This is a genomic window from Alcanivorax sp. (assembly GCF_040118815.1).
Lineage (GTDB): Bacteria > Pseudomonadota > Gammaproteobacteria > Pseudomonadales > Alcanivoracaceae > Alcanivorax.
Map to the genome: position 1 here is coordinate 25,426 of NZ_JBEDTC010000001.1, position 25,319 is coordinate 50,744.

Genomic DNA, 25,319 nt, shown 5'->3' on the forward strand with positions numbered 1-25,319 from the left:
TAACCTGCTCCGTGTTGTTGCATGAAGCGTGTTACCTGCTGCAGCTCTTAAACCAGCTCCAACCGATCAAACATGGCGCTCAGGGATTCTTCGTTGTTCACCCGGCGCACGGTTTCGGCCAGCATCGGTGCGAGGCTGAGGACGCGGATGTTGGCGCAGGCGCGGCCGGCGTCGGACAGGGGAATGGTGTCGGTGACAACCAGTTCGTCCAGGGCGCTGCTGGCAATATTGTCAATGGCCGGGCCAGACAGGATCGGGTGGGTGATGTAGGCAATCACCTTGGCGGCGCCGTGATCCTTCAGGGCCTGGGCGGCTTTGCACAGGGTGCCGGCGGTGTCGACCATGTCGTCCACCAGTACGCAGGTGCGGCCTTCGACTTCACCGATGATATGCATCACCTGGGACACATTGGCCTTGGGGCGGCGCTTGTCGATGATGGCCAGGTCGGCGTCATTGAGCTGCTTGGCCAAGGCGCGGGCACGGACTACACCGCCCACGTCCGGGGAGACTACCATCAGGTCGTCATGGTTCTGGCGTTCGATGTCCGCCACGATCAGCGGGGTGGCGTAGACGTTGTCTACCGGAATATCGAAGAAGCCCTGAATCTGGTCGGCGTGCAGGTCTACGGTGACCACGCGATCAATGCCGACGGCGGTAATCATGTCGGCGACGACTTTGGCGGTAATCGGCACACGGGCGGAGCGCACGCGGCGATCCTGACGGGCATAACCAAAGTAGGGGACAACGGCAGTGATGCGGCCTGCAGAGGAGCGACGCAGTGCGTCGGCCATGACCAGCAATTCCATCAGGTTGTTGTTGGTCGGGTTGCAGGTGGATTGCACGATAAAGACGTCTTTGCCGCGCACGTTTTCTTGAATCTCAACGGCAACTTCGCCATCACTGAAAGTGCCTACATCCGCATTGCCGATGGGCAGATTCAGGTTGTTGACCATGGCTTTGGCCAGTTCGGGATTTGCGTTACCGGTGAAAACGACGAGCTTGGACACTGGCGCCCCCTGGGGTCTTGCGTCGTGAATGTGGGAACCGCTAAGGGGAGGGTTAGAGGTTCTTCAGAAGAAAATGGCTGGGGTACCAGGACTCGAACCTGGGAATAGCGGGATCAAAACCCGGTGCCTTACCAACTTGGCTATACCCCAACACTCGTTCTCAGGCCCGCTTAAGCGGGTTTGCCTGAATTCTTTGTCTCTCGAAACTTCGCCAGTGTCTCTCCCAGTCTCTGGTGGAGGGGAGAGATATTACAGCTTCGAGCGACGAAACCTGTCCAGTGTTGTGGCAACTGTTGCAGCAATTGCTGCCCCTGTTGCAGTCCGGTCAGGCGGGAAAAACAGCAAGCGCCTGTGCCGGTCATACGGGCGTTACCCGTATGTTGCTTGAGCCAGTCCAGCGTTTTTCCGATTTCCGGAAAGTGCCGGGTTGCCACCGCTTCACAATCATTGTGAAAGTCGCGGGTCAGCACCGCCTCAAGCGAGGCCGGTAATTTACTGATGGGTGTATCTCTTGTCAATTGCCGGTCGCCGAAAATTCGAGCAGTTGATACATGAATTCCGGGGTGAACGACAAAAAAAGCATCATTTGGCAGTGTGACGGGGGAAATTTGTTCGCCGACGCCTTCTGCCCAGGCGCTGTGGCCGAGTACAAAGACCGGGACGTCTGCGCCCAGTGCCAGGCCAATATTTGCCAGTTCATTCAGGTTCAGGCCCAGTTCCCAGAGCCGGTTCAGGCCCAGCAGGGCGGTGGCCGCATCGGAAGATCCGCCGCCCACGCCGCCGCCCAGGGGCAGGCGCTTGGTCAGGGTGATTGCCGCGCCTTTATCGCTACCCGTGTGGGACTGGAGTGCCCGGGCAGCTTGAAGGACCAGGTTGCTGTTGTCTGTGGGCAAGGTGTCCTGGTTGCCTTCTTGCTGGCATTGCAGTGACAGGGTGTCTGCCGGAGAGAAGGTCAGGGTGTCGCCATGGTCGAGTAGGGCGAACACGGTTTGCAGCTGGTGGTAGCCATCATCGCGGCGGCCGGTGATATGCAGAAACAAGTTGAGCTTGGCCGGGGCTGGCAGAGTCAGTGTCACGGGGTGCCGCTGCCTGGTTGCCAGTCCTTGATCAGCAAGGTGAAGCGGTTGCTGTTCTGCTGGGCTTTGATCCGGTAGGGCAGGGTGACGCCGGCGATGGGTTCGTAGCGGTCAAAAGTGAGCGACCAGCCCAGTTGTTCCAGTGAGATCAGGCGTTGTTGATCATCGTATTCGGCGTCACCCGGAGCGCCGGGCCAAGGCAGGCCGCGGGCCCAGTACTGCAGGGCGGACACGGGAAGCCAGAAGCCCGTGAGGTGCCAGGCCAGCTCGCCGGGACTGCGGGCCTGGTAGCTTTCCTTGGCAGTGATAAGTTCGGCGCGGCCGCTGTCCCAGTGCAGGTCGGCGCTGCCAAAACCCAGTGGCCCGGAAAAGTGGATGTCGCCCCGCTGGGGCTGCTGGCGCCAGTCAAAGGTGGCGCTGCCGCCGTCGTTGGCGGTGCGGTAGCCCAGCTTGCCGCTCATCTGCCATTGCTGAATCTGTCCGGGGTTTTCGAACTGGGCAGTGGTGGTGGGGCGTAGCTGGCAGGCACTCAAGGCCAGGGCGATCAGCGTCAGGCCAATAATGCGGATGAGGCTCAGGGTCACAGGCGGGCTCCGAGTTTTTCCATGACTTTACGGATGTGGGGGGCGTCCGGATCGGTTTCCAGGGTGTCGCGCCAGACCTGGCGAGCCTGGTTCTGGGCGCCCAGCACCCACAGGACTTCACCATAGTGAGCGGCCACTTCCGGGTCGGGGAATTTTTCATAGGCCCGGCGCAGATAGTCCCGGGCGGCTTCCGTCTCACCGCGCTGGTAGAGCACCCAGCCCATGGAGTCGAGAATGGCGGGGTCGTCGGGGCGCAATTCCAGGGCCTGGGATACATATTGATAGGCTTCGTCCAGCCGATCGGTCCGGTTGCCCAGGGTGTAGCCCAGGGCATTGAGGGCGCTGGCATCATCAGGGTTCAGTGTGATGATGCGCTTGAGATCTTTCTCCAGGCGCGCCATGTCACCCACCTTTTCAGCGGTCATGGCGCGGCTGTAGAGCAGTTCGGTATTGTCGGGCTGGTCGCGCAGGGCTTCGCTGATCAGGGCGATGGCGCCCTGTGGGTCACCGTTGTTGCTGCGCATTTCTGCTTCGGTGATGGTCAGGCTGTTCTGCAGCTCCGGTTGTTGCTGGGCCAGGCTATGCATCAGGGCATGGGCCTGGCTGGTGTTGCCTTTCTGGTACAGCAAGCGTGCGGCTTGCACCCGCGCACGGATGGCTTGGGGCCCGCCCACTTTCAGGTAGTGATCGATGGCATTATCCATCTCCAGCGTCTGCTCGGCGGCTTGGGCCAGATACAGGTGGATATCGTCGGGACGATAGTTCTGGCCGAGCAAGATGTTGAGCTGGGTCTGGGCGGCTTCGCTGGCGCCGGCTTCCAGGGCGAGCAGGGCCAGCGAGAAACGCAGATCCAGATCCTCCGGGTTTTGCTCTGCCATGATGGTGAGTTGTTCGCCTGCCTCGTCCAACTGGCCGGTGGCCAGCAGCATGCGAACATAGGCGATGCGGGGGCGGCGCGCTTGAGGGTATTTACGGACCAGTTTTTTCAGGTGACGCAGGGCTTTTTTCGGCTCGCCAGTTTCGTAGAGCAGCTGCGCCTTGAGGAGCAGGGCATCTTCATGGCGTGGCATTAACTTGAGGGCGCGCTCAGTGGCCTCCAGAGCGGGTTCGGGCTGCTTTTCGTGTTCCAGCCACAGGGCGCGGGCGTACCAGAGGGGCGCCTGATCCGGGTAGCTATCGGTGAGCTGGGCTAGCGCTTCCACCAATTGCAGGTTGCCCTGTGCATCCAGACCGCGCGCCTGATTGACCAAGCGTCCCAGAGCTTCCTCTCCGTGTTCGCTCAATAACTGGTCCAGATGCCGGGTGGCGGCGGCTGTGTTGCCCAGACGAATCTCCGAGAGGATCGCCACTTGCAGGGCTTCTTCGCTGTCCGGTGTGGTCTCCAGCCAGAGTTCGCTCATGGCCAGGGCCTGCTGGGGGTCTTCCAGATAGTGGGCCAACTGGGCGGCCTGGCTGATGATAGCCGGGTCGCGAGTGCTTTCTGCCGCCTGGCTGTAGTAGCCGAGGGTCACCCCCAGAGATTGACGCTGGGCTGCCACTTCAGCCACCAGCAGGTCAGACAGTGTCTCGCTGTCATAATTGGGCGTGCTGGCCACCGTCGCCGTTGGCTCCGGGGTGGGCTCAGGGGCGGGGGGCTGGTTGGCGCAGCCGTGGAGCAGGAGTGCGCCGCAGAGCGGCAGAATCGCGTAACGGATCATTAAGGTCGGTATGCCTGTTTTCTGTTTCGGCTATCATGGCACAGCGATTGGCCATTGCCCAAACCGTGAAGTGGTGTGCGCTACCTTACCGGTTTGCTCTCCGGGCCGACATTGTTTTGGCAGGCGCTTTCCCGCAAAATGCCACACCCTTGCGCCCCGGCTTTTTCCGGGGCTTACGGGCTGGCCACGATCGCCCGCTGTCACTGTCGCGCACAGGAATGTATGAATCTAGTCGCTGTTGGCGTCAATCACACCACCGCGGATGTGGAGCTACGCGAACGTCTGGCGTTTTCAACGCAGCAGGCGGAAGCGGCGCTGGCCAGCTTGCGTGAGATGCCCGGCGTGCGGGAAGCGGCGCTGCTGTCGACCTGTAATCGCACCGAACTGTATTGCCTCACCGACGACAACTCCCCCGATTTTGCCCAATGGCTGGCATCCAGCCGGCACTTGTCTGCTGAGCGCCTGTCCACGGTGCTGTATCAGCACACTGGAGAGAAAGCGCTGGAGCACATGATGCGGGTGGCCGGTGGCCTGGATTCGTTGGTGCTGGGCGAGCCCCAGATCTTGGGCCAGATGCGTGAAGCTTATGCCCGTGCCCACGAGGCGGGCCTGCTCAATGGCGAATTGTCGCGCTTGTTTCAGGAAGTCTTTTCGGTGGCTAAGCGTATCCGTACGGAAACCGGTATCGGTGCCAACCCGGTATCGGTGGCGTATGCAGCGGTGTCATTCGCGCGCCATATTTTTGCGGACCTGAAAAAAAGCCGGGCCTTGTTGATCGGTGCCGGTGAAATGATCGAGCTGGTGGCGCGTCACCTAGGCGAGCAGCAGGTGCAGGAAATTACCATCGCCAACCGCACCCAGGGGCGGGCTGGCGAGTTGGCGGCGGCCGTGGGTGGCCGGGGCATCAGCCTGGAAGAATTGCCGGTGGCGCTGGAAAGTGCCGATATCCTGATTTCCTGCACGGCTGCACCGTTGCCGATTCTGGGCAAGGGCATGGTCGAACGGGCGCTGAAAAAACGTCGCCACCGGCCCATGTTCATGGTGGATATCGCTGTGCCGCGGGATATCGAACCGGAAGTGGGTGAGCTGGACGACGTCTACCTGTATACGGTCGATCACTTGCAGGAAGCCATTCAGGAAAACGTCCGTGCCCGGCAGCAGGCGGCCCAGGAGGCCTCGGAGCTGATTCGTGATGCCATTGTGCGTCACCGCCGTCAACGCCGTGAGCAGGATGCCGTTAAGGTATTGCGCGATTACCGCGAGCAGCGCACCGGCATGGCGGAAACCGAATTGGAAAAAGCCCTGCAGCAGTTGCGCAATGGCGGTGATGCGGAGCAGGTGCTACGCAAGTTCCAACATTCGCTGGTGAACAAGTGGCTGCATACCCCCAGCGTGACCCTGCGAAAAATGGCCGCCGATGGCCGTGCCGAAGCCCTGTTGCTGGCCCGCGAACTGCTGCTCGAGGACCCGGACGCCCCGTCCGAGAGCGAATAGCCAACCTGAATTGAAAACACTCTGAATAAAGCCCTGTGCTTTAGAGGACTCTATGAAAGCGTCATTGCAAGGCAAGCTGGACAAGCTCGCAGACCGGTTTGAAGAGCTGGCGGGGCTGCTGTCTGATCCGGATGTGATCGGCAATCAGAACCAGTTTCGTGATTTGTCCCGGGAATATGCGGAAATTGATCCGGTGGTGCAATGCTACCAAGAGTATCTGCAGGCGGCGGACAATCTGGACGCGGCGAAAGCCATGCAGGACGACAGTGATCCGGATATGCGTGAAATGGGTGCCGAAGAAGCCCGCGATGCCCAGGCGCGCATGGAAGAGTTGGCAGCCGAACTGCAAACGTTGATGCTGCCGAAAGATCCTCGCGATGGCGCCAATGTGTTTCTTGAAGTGCGCGCCGGCACCGGCGGCGACGAGGCGGCCATTTTTGCCGGCGATCTGTTTCGCATGTATTCCAAGTATGCGGATCAGCGCGGCTGGAAAGTGGAAATGGTCAGTGCCAGCGAAGGCGAGCACGGCGGTTACAAGGAAGTGATTGCACGGGTGATCGGTGATGGTGTGTATTCGCGGATGAAATTTGAGTCCGGTGCTCACCGGGTGCAGCGAGTGCCGGCCACGGAATCCCAGGGGCGCATCCATACCTCTGCTTGTACGGTGGCGATCATGGCGGAAGCCGAGCAGCTGGGCGATATCACCATTCGCAACGAAGATCTGCGCATCGATACCTACCGGTCCTCCGGTGCCGGTGGTCAGCACGTTAACACCACCGATTCCGCGGTGCGCATTACCCACCTGCCCACCGGTGTGGTGGTGGAATGTCAGGACGAGCGCAGCCAGCATAAGAACAAGGCCCGCGCCATGAGCCTGCTCAGCGCTAAACTCTATGATGCCCAACAGAATGCGGCCCACGCGGAGCAGGCCGCCGAGCGCAAATCCCTGGTGGGCTCCGGTGACCGTTCTGAGCGTATCCGCACCTACAACTATCCGCAGGGCCGAGTCTCTGACCATCGCATCAACCTGACGTTGTATCGTCTGGGTGAAATGATGGAAGGGGATATGGATGAACTGCTGGGTGCCTTGCTGGCGGAGTACCAGGCCGATCAGCTGGCCGCGTTGGGCGAGAGCTGATCATCATGCGCATTGATGCGGTCCTGCGCGATGCCCGGGGCCGATTGAGCGACTCCCCGAGTGCCGCACTGGATGCGGATCTCCTGTTGTGTCATGTCCTGGGCAAACCTCGTAGTTATCTCTTTACCTGGCCAGAACGCCAACTGAACACTGCGCAACAGGCGGACTTTGCGTCCTTGCTTGGCCGTCGTGTGGCGGGCGAGCCGGTGGCGCATTTGATCGGCGAGCGGGAATTTTTCGGTCACGTGTTTCGGGTGACCGCCGATACCCTGATTCCCCGCCCGGATACGGAAACGCTGGTGGAAAAAGCGTTGTCACTGGATTTGCCCGCCGAGGCTCGGGTGGTGGATCTGGGGACGGGGACCGGGGCCATCGGCCTTTCCCTGTCGCTGGCGCGGCCCGAGTGGCATGTCACCCTGGTGGATCTGAGTGAAGCCGCCTTGCAGGTGGCCAAAGAGAACGCTCATCGGCTGGGTGCCGTGGTGACCTGTCTGCAAGGCAGTTGGTTGTCGCCCTGCTCGGGGCCGTTTGATCTGATTATCAGCAATCCGCCCTACATCGAGGAAAGCGACCACCATCTGGATGAAGGGGATGTACGGTTCGAGCCTCGCTCGGCGCTGGTCGCCCCCAGCAAGGGGTTGGCGGACTTGGCTGAAATAACTCGACAGGCGGCTGGCAAACTGGTTGCTGGCGGTTGGCTGTTGCTGGAGCATGGGTTTGAGCAGGGTGAGGCCGTGCGTGCCTTGTTGACGCAGGCCGGCTTCGTGCAAGTGGGTACCACGCAGGATTTGGGTGGCAACGATCGGATCACCTTTGGGCGGTGCTCGATGTAGGCGCGGGCCTACTCGCGATCAGTCAGGCTTCTGTCGTCACTTTCGTAGACAGGCTTTGCGTGCAGCGTGAAGCGTGTTGCATGCAGCGAGTTTTTCCATGTTTAACGACGAACAACTCAATCGCTATAGCCGCCAACTGATGGTGGATGAACTGGATCTGGACGGCCAGGAAACCCTGGCTGCCGCCCGGGTGCTGATTGTCGGCTGTGGTGGGTTGGCCAGCCCGGCGGCGTTGTATCTGGCCGGCGCCGGTGTCGGGCAGCTGGTGCTGGCGGATGACGACCGGGTGGAATTGAGCAACCTGCATCGGCAAGTGGCGTTTCGCGGTGATCAGGTGAATCAGCCTAAAGCGGAAGCGCTACGCGATCAGTTGCAGTTATTGAACGCGGATGTAGATGTGCGCTCGGCAGTGGTGCGCGTGGACGATGCCTGGCTGGATGAGGCGGTGTCTGCGGCCACCCTGGTGCTGGACTGCACGGATAATTTTGTCACTCGCCAGGCGATCAATCGGGCCTGCGTGAACCATGCCAAGCCGCTGGTCAGCGGTGCGGCCATTCGCATGGATGGCCAGTTGGCGGTGTTCGATCTGCGCGTGGCGGACAGCCCGTGTTATGCCTGCGTGTACGGGGACGGTACCAGCGGGGATCTGGCCTGCAGTGAGGCGGGAATTCTTGGGCCGGTGGTGGGCATGATGGGTACGCTGCAAGCGCTGGCGGCCATACGCACCCTGTCCGGTGCTTCGGTGGCATCGGTGCTGCACGTGTTCGACGGCCGAACACTGGGGTGGCGCCAGGTGGCTATCCCCCGCGATCCCCAATGCCCGGTTTGCGCCTCGCGTTAGTTGCCGGGCTGATTGTCCGTGGCGGGCGGTGTGTCTTGCATGCCTTCCGCCATGACGCCAATCAGAACCAGAACGATAACCACAATCAGAAACGCCCATCCGATGAGATGTTTCATGGTGAGCCGCCCTCCCTGGGGGTTGCTGAGGTTGCGCTTTCGGGTCTGGAGGCGAACGTCGCCGGATCAGGCCGACAATTCCACCACCTGACCATTCAATGATTTTACCTGTCGGGCCATATCGGTCAGCAAGCTGTGAATCATGCCCGGGTTGGTCCGGATCAGGTTCTTGAACTGGTGCTTGGGAACCTTGACCACCGAGCAGCGTGATTTTGCCCGCACCGTGGCACTGCGTGGTGAGTGCGTCAGCAGAGCAATGGCGCCGAGGACTTCCCCTTCGCTGACATGACCGACGACCACATTGTCCACCAGCACTTCCGCATCCCCTTCGAACAGGCTGAACACATAATCGGCCGGTTCGCCCTGATGAATGATGGCATCGCCGGGTTCAAAATAGGCGAAGCCGGGTGTGGTGTGATGCTCTTCAGGCACGTGAGCGGCCAGCAGCCGTGTCAGCATGCCTTGCTGAGTGGTAAGAATCCGCGTCCACAGTCGTGCCATTTGTTCGTCGGCGAGAATGGCATCGACCAGCGCGACGGTGGGGTAAGCGGCCAGCAATACCGAGCTTTCCGCGTAATAGGTAATTTCATCATTGCCGGCGTCGGGAAGAATCAGGTCGCCCTCATCCCAAGTAAAAAGTTTGCGATCCTGGCAACGCATACCCAGCATACCGCCTTTCACCACGTAGGTAGTGTCGCGGCACATGCCGTACTTCAAGGCATCGTCCGTGGGCGCCAGTGGCAGGGTTTGTGACTGCAGCGGCAGCTGACCGATCAGTTCGTTAACGAGACGTTTGTACAAGCGGGCCAGGGCGGAAAAGCCGCCGCTGGCTTCGGCTACAGAAATCATGCGCTGCCTCAATAATGGTCGGTTTCTACAATGAGTATGCAGCAAGAGAGGGAGGGGAAACAGGACGAGGTTGGCAGTTCAATGGGGGTGAATAAGTCACCAAGCCGGCAATGTATTGCCGGCTTTACCGTGCGGCCGCGATATCAGTAATCCCGCTCACGGGGGCCGAACTGCGGTGTTTCTTTTTTCATGTTTGCCTGCATGGCGCGGCGCTGATTTTTGCTGCGCAGCATTTTGAATTGCAGTTTGCTTTCCACGTCGAACGCCTGGGCTTCTGGTGCATTCCAGCTTTGCTGGAACAGGGCCTTACTGGCGCTGATGGCATCCGGTGAACGGGTCTTGATAGCCTGAGCCAGTTTTTCCGCTTCTTCCATCGGGTTGGTTGCCACGCGGGTCACCAGGTTCATGGCTTTCGCTTCGTCGCCAGTAAACAGGCGGCCGGTCATGGTCAGTTCCTTGGCCACATCCATGGGTACCAGTTCGCGCAGGGTGACGGTGCCGGTCATGTCCGGGATCATTCCCCACTGGATTTCCATGATGGACATTTCACAGTCTGGTGTGGTGATGCGGAAATCCGCGGCCAGCGCAATCTGCATGCCGCCCCCGTAGCAGTAGCCGTGCAGCACGGCGATTACGGGCACGGGCAGTTCGCGCCAGCACCAGCAAACTTCCTGAAACAGATTGGTTTTCTTAATGCCATATTTGGTGAAGCTGCGTAGCAGTTTCACCGGTTGCTTCATGACGGTGCCGAAATCCAGCCCGGCGCAGAATGCCTTGCCATCTCCTTGAAGAATGACAGCGCGTAAGTCACGGTCTTTGCGAATCAGGCGGGCGGTTTCCACCAGCCCTTCCATCATTGGAAAATCCAGGCCGTTATATTTGTCCGCTCGGCTCAGGGTGACGTAGGCAATGCCGTCTCTCTTTTCCAGAGTGACGCGATTTTGGATGGTTTGGATTGTCATGGGTGTCCCTTCGAAAAACGTCCCTTAGGTCGCTGGCACGCAACACGCTTCACGCAGGCAGGCAGTAAAACGTGTTGCGTGAGGCGTTTAAGCGTTACAGCAGTTTCTTTTGCAGTAACTGATTCAATTGTTGTGGGTTTGCCTTGCCTTGGGTGGCCTTCATGGCCTGACCCACAAAGAAACCGATTTTTTTCTTTTTCTTGGTGTCATCCGAGTTGCGGTAATCCTCAACCTGGGCGGCGTTATTAGCGATGATGTCATCGACGATTTTTTCCAGTTCGCCGGTGTCGCTCATCTGCTTGAGGCCCTTGGCTTCAATCACATCGTCCGGGTCGCCTTCGCCATTCCAGCATGCTTCGAAAACTTGCTTGGCGATCTTGGAGCTGATGGTGCCGTCTTTCAGACGGGCGATCAGTTGGCCAAGTTGTGCGGCGCTGACCGGGCTGTTGGCAATGTCTTTTTCGTCCGCGTTAAGTTTTGCGGCCAGTTCGCCCATCACCCAGTTGGCAGCCAGTTTGGCATCGCCACCGGCGTTGGCGGCTGCTTCAAAGAAGGTGGCGGTGGCGATGGAGGCTGACAATAAATCCGCATCGTAATCGGACAATTGATAGTCATTGATGAAGCGCGTCTTGCGAGAATCCGGTAGTTCCGGCATGGCGGCTTTCAACGCTTCGATATCGGCATCGGTAATGGCGACTGGCAACAGATCCGGGCAGGGGAAGTAGCGATAGTCGTTGGCGTCTTCCTTGCTGCGCATGGAGCGGGCGGTGTGCGTGTCGCCGTTGTACAGGCGGGTTTCCTGTACGATCTCGCCGCCGTCTTCCAGTACATCAATCTGCCGTTCTACTTCCAGCGCGATGGCTTTTTCCATGAAGCGGAAGGAGTTTAGGTTTTTGGTTTCGGTGCGGGTGCCGAGTTCTTCGCCGGGTTTGCGAATCGAGATGTTGACGTCGAAACGCATGTTGCCCTGGGACATGTCGCCGGAGCAGATGCCGATGGAGGTGACGATGGCGTGCAGCTTGCGGGCAAACGCCACGGCTTCTTCGGCATTGCTCATGTCCGGCTCGCTGACAATTTCGATCAGCGGGGTGCCGGCACGGTTCAGGTCGATACCGGTCATGCCATGGCCTTTTTCATCAAAGAACGCTTCATGTAAAGACTTTCCCGCATCTTCTTCTAGATGGGCATGATGAATGCGTACGGATTTTTTATCGCCGTTTTCTAATACAATTTCAACGATGCCTGCGCCTACCACGGGCTCTGCCAGTTGTGTGGTCTGATAGCCTTTTGGCAGGTCTGGATAAAAATAGTTTTTCCGTTCAAACACACTGTGGCGACAGATGTCGGCATTGATGGCCAAGCCGAACAGGGCGGCTTTGCGTACCGCTTCCCGGTTGACCACAGGCAGGGTGCCGGGCAGGCCCAGGTCGACCAGGGAAGCCTGGGTGTTGGGCTCTGCGCCGGTAGACAGTTTGCTACCGGAAAATAATTTGCTGGCGGTGTTGAGCTGGACGTGCACTTCCAGACCGATGACAACTTCCCAACTCATTGTGCACCTCCGAACGCTGGCGCTTTTTTATGCCAGTCAGTGGCTTGCTGGTATTTGTGCGCCACGTTAAGAATTTTCCCTTCACGGAAATAGTTGCCGATGATCTGGGTGCCGGTGGGCAGGCCGTTGATAAAACCGGTGGGCATGGACAGGGCCGGCAGGCCAGCCAGGTTAACGCCAATGGTAAACACATCAGCCATGTACATGCTGACTGGGTCGTCTTTTTTTGCGCCGAGTTTAAAGGCGGTTTCCGGTGCCGTGGGGCCCATCAGTACGTCCACTTTTTCAAAGGCGCGGGCGAAATCATCGCGGATCAGACGACGAACTTGTTGGGCGCGGCGGTAGTAAGCGTCGTAGTAACCGGCAGACAGCGCGTAGGCGCCCACCAGAATGCGGCGTTTAACTTCGTCGCCAAAGCCTTCCGAGCGCGAGCGCTTGTACAGGTCTTCCAGGTCTTGTGGATCGTCACAGCGATGGCCGAAGCGCACGCCGTCGAAACGGCTTAAGTTGGAGCTGGCTTCCGCCGGGGCGATCACATAGTAGGCCGGCACTGACAGCTTGATGCTGGGCAGGGACACCGATACCACCTTGGCACCGAGCTTTTCCAGTTCGCGAATGGCGTCACGGCTGTTATCGGCGATGGCGCCGTCCAGGGTGTCCGGAAAAAATTCTTCCGGGATGCCGATGGTCAGGCCGCTGATGTCTTCATTCAGGGCACCAAGATAATCGCCCACTTTTTCGTTGAGGCTGGTGGAGTCACGGTGATCGTGGCCGGCCATGGCCTGCAGCATCAGGGCACAGTCTTCGGCACTCTGGGCCATGGGGCCGGCCTGATCCAGGCTGGAGGCGAAAGCGATCATGCCCCAGCGGGACACTCGCCCGTAGGTGGGCTTGAGGCCGGTAATGTTGTTCAGGGCAGCGGGCTGGCGGATAGAGCCGCCAGTGTCGGTACCGGTGGCGCCGGGGGCCAGGCGCGCGCCCAGACAAGCGGCCGCACCGCCGGAGGAGCCGCCGGGAACCCGTTCCAGGTCCCAGGGGTTCTTCACCGGGCCGTAATGGCTGGTTTCATTGGAGGAGCCCATGGCGAACTCGTCCATGTTGGTCTTGCCCAGCATCACCGCGCCTTCGGCGGCCATTTTTTCCACCACGGTGGCGGTGTAGGGGGCAATAAAGTTGTCCAGCATCTTCGAGCCGCAGCTGGTGCGCACGCCCTCGGTGCAGAAAATGTCTTTGTGGGCGATGGGCAGGCCGGTGAGCAGGCCTGTCTTGCCAGCGGCAATGGCGGCATCGGCGGCATCGGCCTGGGCCAGCGCCTGGGCATCGGTGACGGTGACAAAGCTGTTGAGGTCGCCGTCGTATTGCTGAATGCGGGCCAGGAAATGCTCGGTTAACTCCCGGGAGGAGAAGTCCCGGTTGGCCAGGCCAGCCTTGAGTTCGGTCAGGGTCTTGGTATGCATGGTCAGTCAGTCGCCTTTATGCGGTCGTCGTTATTCGATGACCCGGGGAACCAGGAAGCAGCCACCTTCGGCTGCCGGGGCTATTTCCAGTGCCTTATCGCGAATATTGGGCTCGGTGACCACGTCGTCGCGCAGTGGCTGGGTCACGTCCAGCGGGTGGGCCAAGGGGGCCACGCCGTCCACGTCGGCCTGTTGTAGCTGATCCACCATCGCGAGGATGTCATTCAGGCGGTTGGACAGGGCGTCGCTGTCCTGGGGGTCCACTTGCAGGCGCGCCAGATGGGCTACCTGGGCAACCACCTTGGAATCAATGGCCATGGTTCTCTCCGTGGTTCTTTCCGTAGGCACCCTGCGCCGAAGGCTGGCGGAGGGGAGGTAAGGAGCTTGAAAGGCGCAAAAAGTACCATAGACCGCCGGTCCGGGGCCACTGTCCACAGAGCATGCCAGCTTGCCCAATGCCCCTGCCGTTGCTAGAGTTGCGCCATCTTATGAGATGCCCGGCTTTTTCCCGCCAGGCATCGTTTTTTCGCGAAAAGTTCAGGAAACTGGCTAGGATGTCCATGATCAAGCGTATTCGGGGGATGTTCTCCACCGATTTGTCCATCGATTTGGGGACCGCAAACACCCTTATTTATGTACGTGGCCGCGGCATCGTACTGGATGAACCCTCTGTGGTTGCCATCCGTCACCATGGCGCCCAGAAGAGTGTGGCGGCCGTTGGGGCGGATGCCAAGCGTATGCTGGGCCGTACCCCCGGCAACATTACCGCTATCCGGCCCATGAAAGACGGCGTGATCGCCGATTTCGATGTGACCGAGAAGATGCTGCAGTACTTCATCAAGAAAGTGCACGATACCGGGTTTTTCCCGCCTGCCCCCCGTGTGCTGGTGTGTGTGCCATGCAAGTCCACCCAGGTGGAGCGCCGCGCCATCCAGGATTCGGCCTATGGTGCCGGTGCCCGTGATGTGTATCTGATTGAAGAGCCCATGGCGGCTGCCATCGGTGCCGGCTTGCCGGTGGAAGAAGCCCGCGGCTCTATGGTCGTGGATATTGGTGGTGGCACCACGGAAATCGCCCTGATTTCCCTCAATGGTGTGGTTTATTCTGAATCCGTGCGTATTGGTGGCGACCGCTTCGACGAAGCGATTGTGGCGTTCGTGCGCAAGGAATATGGCTCGCTGATCGGTGAATCCACTGCGGAACGCATCAAGCACGAAATCGGCACTGCTTACCCGGGCGCTGAAATCCGTGAAATTGATGTGCGTGGTCGGAATCTTGCCGAAGGGGTGCCGCGTAGCTTTACCCTGAATTCCGAAGAAATTCTGGAGGCGCTGAAAGAGCCGCTGGCCGCCATCGTCAATGCGGTGAAAAATGCGTTGGAAGCGTCGCCGCCGGAACTGGCTTCGGACATTGCCGAGCGTGGCCTGGTGATCACCGGCGGTGGTGCCTTGCTGCGTGATATCGACCGTCTGCTCTCGGAAGAAACCGGCCTGCCGGTGATCGTTGCTGATGATCCGCTAACCTGTGTAGCACGGGGCGGTGGCAAGGCGCTGGAGCTGGTGGATAGCCAAGGCTTTGACATGCTGGCCATGGGTTAATTCCCATGGTGGCCCCGGCCAAACCCTCCTATCGACTCATTATTGCGCTGGTTCTTGCCGTCGTCATGATGGTACTGGACCAGCGTACCCCCTGGGCTGCCCCGGTGCGCCATGTACTGGGGTATTTCACTGCGCCTATTCATTATCTGGCCCACCTGCCGGTGGACAGTGGTGAGTGGCTGTCCGAACAGACTCAAAGTCGTGGCACCTTGCTTGACGAAAATCGTCGCTTGCAGCGTCAGGCGTTGATTCTGGAGCAGAAGGTGCAGCGCTTGGCGGTGTTGGAAGCGGAAAACGTGCGCTTGCGTGAGCTGCTTAACTCCTCAGCGGATCTGGAGGCCAATGTGCTGGTGGCGGAAATCATCGGTGTGGATCCGGATCCTAATCGCCAGGAAATCGTTATCAATAAAGGGGCCGGGGACAACGTTTCCCGAGGTCAGGCGGTGCTCGATTCCCAGGGCCTGATTGGCCAGGTGGTGGACGCTGGCCCGCTCAGCTCCCGGGTGCTTCTGATTACCGATGCCAGCCACGCCATGAGCGTGCAGGTGAATCGTAATGGCGTCCGTGCCGTGTTGGCCGGGGTGGGGCAATCCAGCGGCTTGAAACTGTTATACGTGCCTGACACGGCGGATATCCAGGAAGGCGATTTGCTGGTCAGCACGGGGTTGGGGCAGCTGTACCCTCGCGGCTATCCGGTGGCGAGCGTCACTTCGGTGAACCACCAGGCGGGCACACCGTTCGCGCACATTGCTGCTCGTCCCACTGCCCAGCTTGATCGTGCCAGCCACGTGTTGCTGGTGCAGCCCACGCAAGATCCGGTGCGTAAACCGACTTCCGCGGAGGCCGACAATGATCAGTGATCGTCCCGCCGGCACTGGCGTTATCATCGTCACCTTGTTGCTGGCGGCACTGCTGGAAGTCATCCCGCTGCCGGCCAGTATCGACTGGGTGCGCCCGGAATGGATGCTGTTAGTGCTGGTGTACTGGGTGCTCTCGCTGCCGCATCGCATTGGCGTGCTGTGGGGCTTTTTTGTGGGCCTCTACCACGACGTGCTGGTGGGTACCACGCTGGGGCAATGGGGGCTGGCCACGGCGCTGGGCGCCTTTGTGATGCTGGCGGCCTACAAGCGGATGCGAGTGTTTACCGTATTGCAGCAGTGTGCGGTGGTCTTCCTGCTGGTGGGCACAGTGAGTCTGCTGGCCTTCCTGGTGCAGGAATCCGTGGGCCGTACCCTGTACCCGCCCTACACCATTCTCTATTCTTCTGTGACCAGTGCGTTACTCTGGCGTCCGGTATGTGCGGCGCTACGCTGGGTTCAGTTACGATTCCTAGTACGCTGAGTACGCAAGGCGTTTTCAGAGGCGCCTTAATTTGTTGCGCGAAAACACTGTCCGCTTGTGTCTGGCGCGGTTCGCCTAGTTTTCACTATTAATTATTCATTGATTCTATGCATTTGTATCTTGCTTCAGGCTCGCCGCGAAGAGCAGAACTGTTACGGCAGATCGCTGTTCCTTTTTCTGTGCTGCCGGCGCCGAATATTGATGAAACGCCATTGTCCGGTGAGTTGCCTGTGGATTATGTGTGCCGCATGGCTGAGGAGAAGGCGCGGGCTGGCAGGCAGCTGGACGGCGCTGTGCTCGGGGCCGACACGGCGGTGGTTCTGGGCAATGACATACTGGGCAAGCCGGCGGATGATCACGAGGCACTGGCGATGCTGAAAGCTCTTAATGGCGAAGAGCATCAGGTGATGTCTGCGCTGGCATTGTTGTGCCGGGAAGAGATGGCGGTGCGCTATTCCATTACCCGGGTGCAATTTCGTCACCTCGATGAAACCCAGCTGCAGGCCTATGTGAGGACCGGTGAAGGTGCCGACAAAGCCGGTGGCTACGGTATCCAGGGGCTGGGCGGTGCACTGGTGGCGTCGCTGACGGGCAGTTACAGTGGGGTAGTTGGCCTGCCGCTGGAACAGACTGTGGCATTACTTGAATGGGCTGACATTCCTTACTGGCAAGTCGACTGATTTATGGCATCGACCCACTCCGTACGCTGGCGCCGACTCTTTCCTTCCCTGTGGTGGACGGCCGCGATTGTATTACTGTTGATGGCTGCTTATGTGGTGGTCGGGCGCCAGCTTATGCTGTTGGTGCCGGATTACCGTGAGCGCCTTGAAGTTCTCTTCGAAGAGCGCATCCAGACCCCGCTGACCATTGCCGAGCTGAACGGCACCATGTCCGGCCTGGTACCACAATTTGTGGCTCGCCAGATTCGCCTGCCCGCCCCGGAAGGGGAGGCGCCACTGGTGCTGGATGAAGTGGTACTCAGCATCGATGTGTTTCGTTCCTTGTGGCACCGGGATCTAGTGCTTGAGGAGCTCAGTGTTCGCGGTGTGGATTTGAGCTTGGTGCGCGACGAAGACGGCAAGATTCGCCTGCGCGGGCTGGATATATTGGGTCAGGACGATTCGGACTCCCGGCCGCCACTGGAGCGTATCCTCACGTTGTTTTATCGCCAACAACTGTTGTCGATCAGCGATGCCCGCTTGTCCCTGGAATGGCCGGGTATGCCACCGCTGGCGGCATCGCAACTGGATGCCACCATGACCAACACGGGCGGGGAGCATCAGCTGGCCGTGCGCGTGGAAGCTCGGGACCGCCCCCTCTCCCTGTTGGCAAAAATTCACCTGCACGATGATGCCTACGCGCTGGATGAAGTGGATGCGGATATCTATACCCGCTTCGAGGGTAAGCGCCTGAACGAATGGTTGCCCGACATCGAGAAAATGCCTCTGGACCTGGGCTCGCTGGATGCGTCGGTGGCGTTGTGGGGGACCCTGGAAGGCGGTGAGCCGATCTCCGGCCAGCTGCAGGTCGATGTGCCCACCTTGACGCTTTCCCAAGCCAACACAGTCTGGCCATTAACCGGCTTGTCCCTGCGTGCATCGCTGCTGCGCGAGGATGATGAGGCCACCCTGTCGCTGTCAAATTTGTCCGGCAAATCACCGTCTGGCCCGCTCACGCTGGGTGACATGGCGCTGCACTGGGAAACCCAGGGTGAGCGACGACAGTGGCAGTTGCGCGCCAATGAGCTGCCGGTGCATGCCATCAGCCAGCAATTGCAGAGCTGGCCGTTCAGCTTGCCGGAGCCGGCCGACAAGGTGCGCGAGCAATTGTCCGTACTGTCCCCGCGCGGCGTACTGGAAGGGCTGTATTTGAGCGGTCATGCGCGGGATCTGGAGCAGTTTCAAGTGCGCTTTGCTGGCCTGGCGAGTCAGGCGGATGACAAGATCCCGGGCGTCAAAGGCTTGAATGGCTGGGTGGCAGGCTCGCCGGAAAAAGGGTTGGCGCATCTGTACAGCGATAACCTGTTATTGCAGTTGCCGCGTCTGTACGACCATGAGCTGGGCGGCCAGCTGGCGGGAGTGTTTGGTTGGCAGCGCCATGGCGACGCGCTCACGGTGCGCTCCAGCCGCCTGCGGGTGGTGAATCCGGATGCCCACGGCGAAGCCATGATCGCGGTGACCGTGCGCCCGGAGGCAATTCCCGAGCTGCGCCTGGCGGCGGAGATTTACGATGGCAACGGTGCCCGCGCCAACCATTACATTCCCTTGAAGCGATTGCCGGATGGCCTGTCCAGCTGGCTTGGACAAGCCATTGGCGATGGCCATCTGCACCGGGGGCAATTGCTCTATCAAGGGCCATTGAAAATCGACAAAAGCCGCCAGCAGGATCGGACCTTTCAGATGCGTTATCAGGGTGAGGATGTGCGCCTGTCGTTTCTGCCGGACTGGCCGCAGGCTTCGGGTGTTCGCGCGGATGTGTGGATTAATGGCCGTGAAGTACAAGGTGTGGCCAGCCGCGGGAATCTGCTTAATAGCCAGGTCGCGGATGTTCATGTGGACGTGCCGGCATTTGACGACGAGTCCGGCCCTGTCCTGATTGTCACTGGCAAGGTTCATGGCCCACTGTCAGATCTGGATACGGTGTTTCAGGACACCCCATTGGCAGAGCAATTGCCCGATGAAGTGAAAGACTGGCGCTACCAGTCCGGCACCATGGGCGGGCAGCTGACGCTGAACATCCCGCTCAAGAAAGGTGAGGGGACTCCCATGGTGATTGTTGATGCCGCGGTGGCCGACGGTCAGGTGGAAAATAGCGAACGTAACCTGTTGCTAACGGAGGTGCAGGCGCCGGTGTACTTCCATCTGCGCAATGGGCTGCAGATGTCACAGCTCAGTGCCTCCACGTTGGGCGGCAAGGTGACCGGTAAATGGGCCACCGAAGCGGGCAAGAGCACTTTGGCACTGAATGGCACGGTGCCCGTGAAGTCGGTGCGCCAGTGGCTGGGCTTCGAGTGGCTGGCGCCGGCCAGCGGGTCGTTGCCGATGGATCTGACCATCCAGGTGCCTTGGCAAGGCACCCCCTTTGGCCTGCACGCGACCTCTTCGCTCAAGGGGGTCACGGTGGAGGCGCCTGCGCCTTTGGGAAAAAGTGCCTCCCAGTCCCGCACTCTGACGCTGGATCTTACCGATAATGGTCAGCAACTGGCCTTGCAGTATGGCGATACTGTGCGTGGTGCCTTTGCGTTGGGTGAAACGGTGCGGGGCGACCTGCGGCTGGGGGGCGGAACGCTACGCCTGCCTGCCTCCGGGGTTGACGTGCATGGGCGGCTGGCCCGTGCCAGTGTGGAGCCGTGGATTGATTTTGTCAGCAACCAGCTGGTGCCGGCCATGGAGGCGAATACGTCAGGTGGCGGCGATCAGGGTGATCAGAAAGGTGGGTTGAACAAGGTCAATGTACAGGTGGCCACGTTGGATTTGTTTGGCGTGGATGTGCCCAAGGCAAGCTTGTCGGTGTTGCCCAGCGGCAACGGCTGGGACCTGGCCCTCAGCAGCCCGTCCGTGGCCGGCTCCATGACCATTCCTGGCGGATTTTCAGCCCGGGGGGAGGCGCCACTGGATTTATCCGTCTCGCGGATGAATCTGACCTTGCCGGATAGCGCTGGTTCGCAATCCGGTGCGCCTCTGTCACCGATGACGCTGCCGCCCGTGAATGCCCGGCTGGCCAATTTGCGAATCAATGGCGAGGATTTCGGTGAGTGGCAGGCGGATCTGCGTCCGTCAGCGCAAGGGGTGCGCATCAACAATCTGCAAGGCCGCTGGCGGGCCAGCCGGATACAGGGCACGGTGGACTGGACCGAGGAGGGCGGCAACCAGTACACCCGCTTCAACGGTTCGCTGGCGTCCGATAACCTAGGGCGCTCCCTGAATGCCTGGGGGCTGCCGGAAATGATTGAATCCGATGACGCCAATGCGAAAGTGTCGCTGGGTTGGCCACACTGGCCACTGGCACCGGACTACCTGTCTCTGGATGGTCAGGCGCAGGTGGATATCGGCGAATGCCGGATCCCCGATACCGACACCAAGACCTCGTTCTTGCGGCTTTTGGGGGTGCTCAATTTGGGCACCATTCAGCGCCGCTTGCGGCTGGATTTCTCCGATCTATACAAGAAAGGGCTGAGTTGCGACAGCATCAGCGGGGACTTCGCCATCGACGGCCCTCAGGTGTCTACCAGCAACCTGGCCATCGACTCGCCCTCGGCCGCCATTCGCGTGAAAGGGGCCATCGACCTTGAAAAAGAAACCCTGAACCATCAGATGGAAGTCACGTTACCCCTGTCCAGTAATCTGTATGCCGGGTGTCTGGCTGGGCCTGCCGCCTGCGCCGGTATCTTTGTGGTGGAACGCATCTGGGGAGATAAACTGGACAAGACCGCGACCATGGAATACCGCGTGGGCGGTAGCTGGTCGAACCCGAAAGTGTCTGAAACAGAAGGGATTTTCGAATGACGGTGCCTAACGCCGCGGCACAAGTTGCCGCAATACAGATGACCAGCGGTAAAGCGCCGCAGGCCAACCTGGAGCAGGCCGCCGAACTGTTGCAGGCGGCCCGCGACAAGGGCGCTAGCCTTGCGGTATTGCCGGAGAATTTTGCTGGCTACGGAGGCGATTACCGAGAGCTGGCGGCAGAGTATGCAACGTTGGAGCAATGGCTCTGTGAACAGGCCTCGCGGCTGGGGATGGCCATTATTGGCGGCAGCGTGCCTTCGCTGAGTCGCCCGGACGGTGAGCCAGTACCGGCGCCACGGGTACGCACGCGCTCTTTGGCGGTGACCGCCGACGGCAACGTTGCTGGCTGTTACGACAAGCTTCACTTGTTTGATGCCCAGGTGCAGGACGCTCAGGGCCAGTACCGGGAGTCCGATCTGTTTGAACCCGGTGAAACCATCGTCACCGTGCCTCTGGCTGGTGTGCAGGTGGGTATGGCAATTTGCTATGACCTGCGCTTTCCGGCCCTGGCTCAACGATTGGTGAGCGCCGGGGCCGAACTGTTGGTGTACCCCTCGGCGTTCACCGCCGTGACTGGCGCGGCCCATTGGGAGCTGTTGCTGCGCGCCACCGCAGTGCAGACCGGTTGCTATGTGCTGGGCGCCAACCAATGCGGGCAACATGGCCCGCGCCGTGCCAGTTACGGCCATTCCATGTTGGTGTCTCCCTGGGGCGAGGTGGTGGCAAGCTTGCAGAATGCGCCCGGGGCGCTTGTGGCGCCGCTGGACCTTGCTACCATGAACGAGCTTCGCCAGCGCATGCCGGTGCAGCAGCATCAACGATTACGTATTGAAGGTCCCTATGACGCAAACTGATGACGCTCTTTCTATTGCCGAATCCGTGCTGTTGGCACCGGCCAACCTGCACACCCCGCAACTGGCGTCACTGCTGAATGGCAAGCTGACCGGGCAGGCTGATTACGCCGATATTTATTTCCAACACAGCCGTCATGAGGCTTGGGTACTGGAAGATGGCATTGTTCGCGATGCCAGTTTCAATACCGAACGCGGTGCCGGTGTACGTATCGTGCAGGGCGACAAGACCGGCTTTGCTTACAGTGACGACATCACCCTGGCGGCACTGCAGCAGGCCAGCGGTGCGGCGCGGGCGATTACCCGGCAGGGGCAGGACCGGCAGATTCAATTGGCCAGCCACGCCGCGCCGGCCCGTTACACCACTAGCGACCCTTTGCTGGGCTGGCCTGCCCAGCAAAAAGTGGCGCTGTTGCAGCGCATCGATGCCATGGCTCGCTCCCTGGACCCGGCCATTGTCGAAGTCACCGCCAGCCTGAGCGCAGAGCAGGATGTGGTAATGGTGGTGGCCAGTGACGGCACCCTGGCGGCGGATGTGCGCCCGTTGATTCGCTGTAATGTGAGCGTGATTGCCGAACGTGCAGGCCGCCGTGAGCGCGGTAGTGCCGGCGGCGGCGGGCGGGTGGCCTATGACTGGTTGTTGCAGGAAGAGCGTATCGAAACCTGGACCCGCGAGGCGGTACGCGGCGCGCTGCTGAATCTGGACGCCGAAGCGGCGCCGGCCGGGACCATGCCGGTGGTGCTCGGGCCAGGTTGGCCGGGGGTACTGTTGCACGAAGCGGTGGGTCATGGCCTGGAAGGGGATTTCAACCGTAAAGGCACCTCCATGTTCGCCAAGAAGATGGGGGAAATGGTGGCGTCACCGCTGTGTTCCGTAGTGGATGACGGCACCCTGATGGATCGTCGCGGTTCATTGAGTGTGGACGACGAAGGCACTCCCTCTGCCAGCAATACCCTGATCGAGAACGGCAAGCTGGTGGGCTACATGCAAGACAAGACCAATGCCCGCCTGATGGGGGTTGCCCCCACCGGCAATGGTCGTCGGGAATCCTATGCGCACTTGCCCATGCCGCGTATGACCAACACCTACATGCTGCCGGGCGAAAGTGACCCGCAGGATATTATTGCCAGCCTGGATCGTGGCATCTATGCGGTGAACTTTGCAGGCGGCCAAGTCGACATCACGTCTGGCCGTTTTGTGTTTTCGACCAGCGAAGCGTACCTGGTGGAGAAGGGCAAGATTGTCTGTCCGGTAAAAGGCGCCACCCTGATTGGCAGCGGTGCGGAAGTGATGCGTGGCATTTCCATGGTGGGTAATGACTTGGCGCTGGATTCGGGTATCGGCGTGTGTGGCAAGGATGGCCAATCCCTGCCGGTGGGCGTGGGGCAGCCGACCCTGCGCGTGGATGCGCTTACCGTGGGAGGCACCGCCTGATGTCCCAGGTTCTGGATATTCTCTCGCGTATGCGGCTGTTTGCCGGCCTCAGTGATGAGGAGCTGTCGGTGCTGGAAAAACTGGTGTTCGTGAACCGTGTGCCGGTGGGCGACGTGGTCTGCCGGGAAGGTGATCGTAGCGATTTTGTCTGCTTTGTGGTGCGCGGTTGCCTGGATATCGTCAAGGATAATGAAGGCGGTGGCGAGGTTGTGATTGCGCATCTGCGTCCGGGGGATTCCATGGGCGAAATGGCGCTGGTGGATCACGAACCCCGCTCGGCCACAGTGCGCGCGGCGGAAGATGCCACCCTGATTGTGCTCACCCGCAAGGGTATTGAGCAGTTACGAAAACGCAGCCCCCATGCGGTGAGTCTGGTGATGGAAAATATCGCCCGTCTGCTGTGCACTCACCTGCGCCGTACCTCGTCCCAGCTGGCGCAGTTCAAACTGCCTGTGGGCTAAGGAAAGCCAGCCGCCTATGAGAACTCTGTGTCTGTTCGTCTTGCTGGTGTTGCTGTCTGGTTGTGAGCCGGTGCAATTGCCGGCGGATGTGCGTTTGCCCGATGGCGCCGTGTATGACGGTGACATTGAAAACAATCTATTCCACGGTGAGGGCAGTCTGACCTGGCCTGATGGCCGGCATTACGAAGGGGCGTTCGAGGAAGGGCTAATGACCGGAGAAGGTCGCCTGGAAGGCCGTGAGGGCTGTGTTCAGGAGGGGCATTTTGTTAACGGTGTACTCAATGGTGAAGGCAGCTATACCTGCCCGGATGCGTCTTATCAGGGGCAGTTCAGCAACGGTGAGTTAACCAAGGGCTCCGTGGCGTATCTGGATGATAATTCCTATCAGGGAGAGTTCCGCGATTTTCAGCCGCACGGGAAGGGACTCTGGGTCACCGCGTCAGCCGAACAGTTTGAAGGTACCTTTGCCGAGGGATATATGGTCAAGGGGACCTACAGCAACGAGGAAGGGTATCACTATCAGGGCGAGTTCGATTTCTTCACCTTTGCAGGCAAAGGTGAACTGACCCGTCCGGACGGCGTGGTGGTCCGTGCCACGTTTGAAAATGGCCACGCGGAAGGCCCGGGGACGCGCACGCGGCCCCGTGATGAGGGCGAGCCCGTGGTGGAAAAGGGCTTTTTTGTACGGGGCGATTATTACCCCAGTGAAAAAGCCTGGCGACAGCGCAAGCAACAGCAGGCGGCGGCCATGGAGGCGCGGCTGTATACCGAATCCAGTCGGTTGCAGTCGGTATTGTCCTCGTTGGCTCCCCAGCGACCCGGTGTGCGGGATGTTTATTTGTTGGTGGTGGGCGGCGACGGCACCGAAGCGGTATTTGCCCGTGAGGTGGACTGGGTGGCTGAACGGTTGAGCTCGGTGTTTGATTTGAAGCGCCGTCATGTACGTCTGATCAATGGTGGCAGCGATGAGTTGCCGCTGGCCACGCGCACCAGTGTGCAGGAGAGCCTCAAGGCGATGGATGCCTTGCTGGACCCAGAGGAAGATTTATTGCTGGTGCACTTTGTCAGCCACGGTTCGACCAACGGTGATCTGCTGCTGGATGACAAAAGCCTGAAGCTCAATAATCTCGCCGTGGCGGATGGCAAGCAATGGCTGAACGGGTTGTCTGCCCGGCATCAATGGGTGATCGTGTCAGCCTGTTATTCCGGTAAGTGGGTGGAAGGCCTGGCGACGCCGGAGCGGGTGATATTTTCCTCTGCGGCGGCAGATCGCACCTCATTCGGTTGTAGTGATGATTCTGAGCGGACCTGGTTTAGCAGGGCGCTGTATGGCGAAGCGATGGCTGCTGGAGTCAGTGATCCGCAAGCCTGGTTTGAAACCGCGAACGAGAAAGTGTCGCTGATGGAGAAAGAGCAGGGCATCGAAGGCGATGCCCATTCGCAGCCACAGAAATCTGTGGGTGGGAGTTTTTTACGCTGGTGGCAAGCGGATAAAGACGCCCTGGTGGTCCCTGCACGGCCTTGA

General features: G+C 60.0%; 22 protein-coding genes and 1 tRNA gene. 13 read left to right on the forward strand and 10 right to left on the reverse strand.

The genetic code is table 11. The annotated features are described in order from the left end of the window. Positions 1-47: 47 nt before the first annotated feature. From ABNH18_RS00130 to ABNH18_RS00150, 5 genes are all read right to left on the reverse strand, one after another. Positions 48-1,007 carry a ribose-phosphate diphosphokinase gene (locus tag ABNH18_RS00130; protein ID WP_349380861.1) on the reverse strand — a complete coding sequence of 320 codons (960 nt, stop codon included), beginning with the start codon at positions 1,005-1,007 and terminating at the stop codon, positions 48-50. Between the two features lie 74 nt (positions 1,008-1,081). Continuing rightward, positions 1,082-1,157: transfer RNA gene (locus ABNH18_RS00135), tRNA-Gln, on the reverse strand. A 20-nt stretch (positions 1,158-1,177) separates the two neighbouring features. Beyond that, positions 1,178-2,083: a 4-(cytidine 5'-diphospho)-2-C-methyl-D-erythritol kinase gene (gene ispE / locus ABNH18_RS00140; RefSeq protein ID WP_349380862.1), complete on the reverse strand. Its 906-nt coding sequence runs from the start codon at positions 2,081-2,083 to the stop codon at positions 1,178-1,180. Continuing rightward, complete coding sequence (gene lolB, locus ABNH18_RS00145; RefSeq protein WP_349380863.1) at positions 2,080-2,667, reverse strand: lipoprotein insertase outer membrane protein LolB; 588 nt, start codon at positions 2,665-2,667, stop codon at positions 2,080-2,082. The genes ispE and lolB overlap by 4 nt, the downstream gene beginning before the upstream one ends. After that, the gene (locus ABNH18_RS00150) at positions 2,664-4,364 is read right to left on the reverse strand and encodes a tetratricopeptide repeat protein (RefSeq protein ID WP_349380864.1); all 1,701 of its coding nucleotides are present in this window, start codon (positions 4,362-4,364) and stop codon (positions 2,664-2,666) included. Before ABNH18_RS00150 ends, lolB begins: the two co-directional genes overlap by 4 nt. Positions 4,365-4,586: 222 nt before the next feature. Here ABNH18_RS00150 and hemA point away from each other — a divergent pair, with 222 nt between their 5' ends. From hemA to ABNH18_RS00170, 4 genes are all read left to right on the forward strand, one after another. Beyond that, positions 4,587-5,858 carry a glutamyl-tRNA reductase gene (gene hemA / locus ABNH18_RS00155; protein WP_349380865.1) on the forward strand — a complete coding sequence of 424 codons (1,272 nt, stop codon included), beginning with the start codon at positions 4,587-4,589 and terminating at the stop codon, positions 5,856-5,858. A 52-nt stretch (positions 5,859-5,910) separates the two neighbouring features. Then, positions 5,911-6,996 carry a peptide chain release factor 1 gene (gene prfA, locus ABNH18_RS00160; RefSeq protein WP_349380866.1) on the forward strand — a complete coding sequence of 362 codons (1,086 nt, stop codon included), beginning with the start codon at positions 5,911-5,913 and terminating at the stop codon, positions 6,994-6,996. 5 nt (positions 6,997-7,001) lie between these two features. Then, a complete protein-coding gene (prmC, locus tag ABNH18_RS00165) occupies positions 7,002-7,829 on the forward strand; it encodes a peptide chain release factor N(5)-glutamine methyltransferase (RefSeq protein WP_349380867.1) in 828 nt (275 codons plus the stop codon). A 97-nt stretch (positions 7,830-7,926) separates the two neighbouring features. Continuing rightward, on the forward strand, positions 7,927-8,670 hold the full coding sequence (locus tag ABNH18_RS00170; RefSeq protein WP_349380868.1) for a HesA/MoeB/ThiF family protein: 744 nt from the start codon (positions 7,927-7,929) through the stop codon (positions 8,668-8,670). Between the two features lie 182 nt (positions 8,671-8,852). Here ABNH18_RS00170 and ABNH18_RS00175 read toward each other — a convergent pair whose 3' ends face one another. The 5 genes from ABNH18_RS00175 to gatC form a co-directional block, all read right to left on the reverse strand. Beyond that, on the reverse strand, positions 8,853-9,635 hold the full coding sequence (locus ABNH18_RS00175; RefSeq protein WP_349380869.1) for a cyclic nucleotide-binding domain-containing protein: 783 nt from the start codon (positions 9,633-9,635) through the stop codon (positions 8,853-8,855). A gap of 143 nt (positions 9,636-9,778) precedes the next feature. Further along, positions 9,779-10,597, reverse strand: a complete 819-nt coding sequence (locus tag ABNH18_RS00180; RefSeq protein ID WP_349380870.1) for a crotonase/enoyl-CoA hydratase family protein — start codon at positions 10,595-10,597, stop codon at positions 9,779-9,781. Between the two features lie 94 nt (positions 10,598-10,691). Continuing rightward, entirely contained in the window at positions 10,692-12,146 is a 1,455-nt protein-coding gene (gene gatB, locus ABNH18_RS00185; RefSeq protein WP_349380871.1) for an Asp-tRNA(Asn)/Glu-tRNA(Gln) amidotransferase subunit GatB, read from the reverse strand. Continuing rightward, a complete protein-coding gene (gene gatA, locus ABNH18_RS00190) occupies positions 12,143-13,603 on the reverse strand; it encodes an Asp-tRNA(Asn)/Glu-tRNA(Gln) amidotransferase subunit GatA (RefSeq protein ID WP_349380872.1) in 1,461 nt (486 codons plus the stop codon). The genes gatB and gatA overlap by 4 nt, the downstream gene beginning before the upstream one ends. A 30-nt stretch (positions 13,604-13,633) precedes the next feature. Further along, positions 13,634-13,921: an Asp-tRNA(Asn)/Glu-tRNA(Gln) amidotransferase subunit GatC gene (gatC, locus tag ABNH18_RS00195; protein ID WP_349380873.1), complete on the reverse strand. Its 288-nt coding sequence runs from the start codon at positions 13,919-13,921 to the stop codon at positions 13,634-13,636. A 242-nt stretch (positions 13,922-14,163) separates the two neighbouring features. Between gatC and ABNH18_RS00200 the strand changes: the two genes are divergently transcribed. The 9 genes from ABNH18_RS00200 to ABNH18_RS00240 all read left to right on the forward strand — a co-directional run bounded on the left by ABNH18_RS00200 (position 14,164) and on the right by ABNH18_RS00240 (position 25,319). Further along, entirely contained in the window at positions 14,164-15,201 is a 1,038-nt protein-coding gene (locus ABNH18_RS00200; protein WP_349380874.1) for a rod shape-determining protein, read from the forward strand. Positions 15,202-15,206: 5 nt separating this feature from the next. Continuing rightward, positions 15,207-16,061 carry a rod shape-determining protein MreC gene (gene mreC, locus ABNH18_RS00205; RefSeq protein ID WP_349380875.1) on the forward strand — a complete coding sequence of 285 codons (855 nt, stop codon included), beginning with the start codon at positions 15,207-15,209 and terminating at the stop codon, positions 16,059-16,061. Continuing rightward, positions 16,051-16,542 (forward strand): rod shape-determining protein MreD, encoded by a 492-nt coding sequence (gene mreD, locus ABNH18_RS00210; RefSeq protein WP_349380876.1) that lies wholly within the window; start codon positions 16,051-16,053, stop codon positions 16,540-16,542. Before mreC ends, mreD begins: the two co-directional genes overlap by 11 nt. Before the next feature lie 107 nt (positions 16,543-16,649). Continuing rightward, a complete protein-coding gene (locus ABNH18_RS00215; RefSeq protein ID WP_349380877.1) occupies positions 16,650-17,222 on the forward strand; it encodes a Maf family protein in 573 nt (190 codons plus the stop codon). Between the two features lie 3 nt (positions 17,223-17,225). Continuing rightward, positions 17,226-21,047, forward strand: coding sequence for a YhdP family protein (locus ABNH18_RS00220; RefSeq protein ID WP_349380878.1), 3,822 nt, complete (start codon positions 17,226-17,228; stop codon positions 21,045-21,047). Beyond that, positions 21,044-21,901 (forward strand): carbon-nitrogen hydrolase family protein, encoded by an 858-nt coding sequence (locus ABNH18_RS00225; protein WP_349380879.1) that lies wholly within the window; start codon positions 21,044-21,046, stop codon positions 21,899-21,901. The genes ABNH18_RS00220 and ABNH18_RS00225 overlap by 4 nt, the downstream gene beginning before the upstream one ends. Further along, a complete protein-coding gene (gene tldD / locus ABNH18_RS00230) occupies positions 21,888-23,333 on the forward strand; it encodes a metalloprotease TldD (RefSeq protein WP_349380880.1) in 1,446 nt (481 codons plus the stop codon). The genes ABNH18_RS00225 and tldD overlap by 14 nt, the downstream gene beginning before the upstream one ends. Continuing rightward, positions 23,333-23,794: a Crp/Fnr family transcriptional regulator gene (locus ABNH18_RS00235; RefSeq protein ID WP_349380881.1), complete on the forward strand. Its 462-nt coding sequence runs from the start codon at positions 23,333-23,335 to the stop codon at positions 23,792-23,794. Before tldD ends, ABNH18_RS00235 begins: the two co-directional genes overlap by 1 nt. Before the next feature lie 16 nt (positions 23,795-23,810). After that, positions 23,811-25,319: a C13 family peptidase gene (locus tag ABNH18_RS00240; RefSeq protein WP_349380882.1), complete on the forward strand. Its 1,509-nt coding sequence runs from the start codon at positions 23,811-23,813 to the stop codon at positions 25,317-25,319.

Bases quoted from the DNA above. Each gene is read 5' to 3' on its own strand.
- ABNH18_RS00170 (WP_349380868.1), top strand. From the start codon at position 7,927: ATGTTTAACGACGAACAACTCAATCGCTATAGCCGCCAACTGATGGTG.
- ABNH18_RS00215 (WP_349380877.1), top strand. From the start codon at position 16,650: ATGCATTTGTATCTTGCTTCAGGCTCGCCGCGAAGAGCAGAACTGTTA.
- gatA (WP_349380872.1), bottom strand. From the start codon at position 13,603: ATGCATACCAAGACCCTGACCGAACTCAAGGCTGGCCTGGCCAACCGG.
- ABNH18_RS00175 (WP_349380869.1), bottom strand. From the start codon at position 9,635: ATGATTTCTGTAGCCGAAGCCAGCGGCGGCTTTTCCGCCCTGGCCCGC.
- ABNH18_RS00180 (WP_349380870.1), bottom strand. From the start codon at position 10,597: ATGACAATCCAAACCATCCAAAATCGCGTCACTCTGGAAAAGAGAGAC.
- mreC (WP_349380875.1), top strand. From the start codon at position 15,207: ATGGTGGCCCCGGCCAAACCCTCCTATCGACTCATTATTGCGCTGGTT.
- gatC (WP_349380873.1), bottom strand. From the start codon at position 13,921: ATGGCCATTGATTCCAAGGTGGTTGCCCAGGTAGCCCATCTGGCGCGC.
- prfA (WP_349380866.1), top strand. From the start codon at position 5,911: ATGAAAGCGTCATTGCAAGGCAAGCTGGACAAGCTCGCAGACCGGTTT.
- prmC (WP_349380867.1), top strand. From the start codon at position 7,002: ATGCGCATTGATGCGGTCCTGCGCGATGCCCGGGGCCGATTGAGCGAC.
- mreD (WP_349380876.1), top strand. From the start codon at position 16,051: ATGATCAGTGATCGTCCCGCCGGCACTGGCGTTATCATCGTCACCTTG.
- gatB (WP_349380871.1), bottom strand. From the start codon at position 12,146: ATGAGTTGGGAAGTTGTCATCGGTCTGGAAGTGCACGTCCAGCTCAAC.
- ABNH18_RS00220 (WP_349380878.1), top strand. From the start codon at position 17,226: ATGGCATCGACCCACTCCGTACGCTGGCGCCGACTCTTTCCTTCCCTG.
- ABNH18_RS00235 (WP_349380881.1), top strand. From the start codon at position 23,333: ATGTCCCAGGTTCTGGATATTCTCTCGCGTATGCGGCTGTTTGCCGGC.
- hemA (WP_349380865.1), top strand. From the start codon at position 4,587: ATGAATCTAGTCGCTGTTGGCGTCAATCACACCACCGCGGATGTGGAG.
- ABNH18_RS00200 (WP_349380874.1), top strand. From the start codon at position 14,164: ATGATCAAGCGTATTCGGGGGATGTTCTCCACCGATTTGTCCATCGAT.
- ABNH18_RS00240 (WP_349380882.1), top strand. From the start codon at position 23,811: ATGAGAACTCTGTGTCTGTTCGTCTTGCTGGTGTTGCTGTCTGGTTGT.
- ABNH18_RS00225 (WP_349380879.1), top strand. From the start codon at position 21,044: ATGACGGTGCCTAACGCCGCGGCACAAGTTGCCGCAATACAGATGACC.
- tldD (WP_349380880.1), top strand. From the start codon at position 21,888: ATGACGCAAACTGATGACGCTCTTTCTATTGCCGAATCCGTGCTGTTG.
- ABNH18_RS00150 (WP_349380864.1), bottom strand. From the start codon at position 4,364: ATGATCCGTTACGCGATTCTGCCGCTCTGCGGCGCACTCCTGCTCCAC.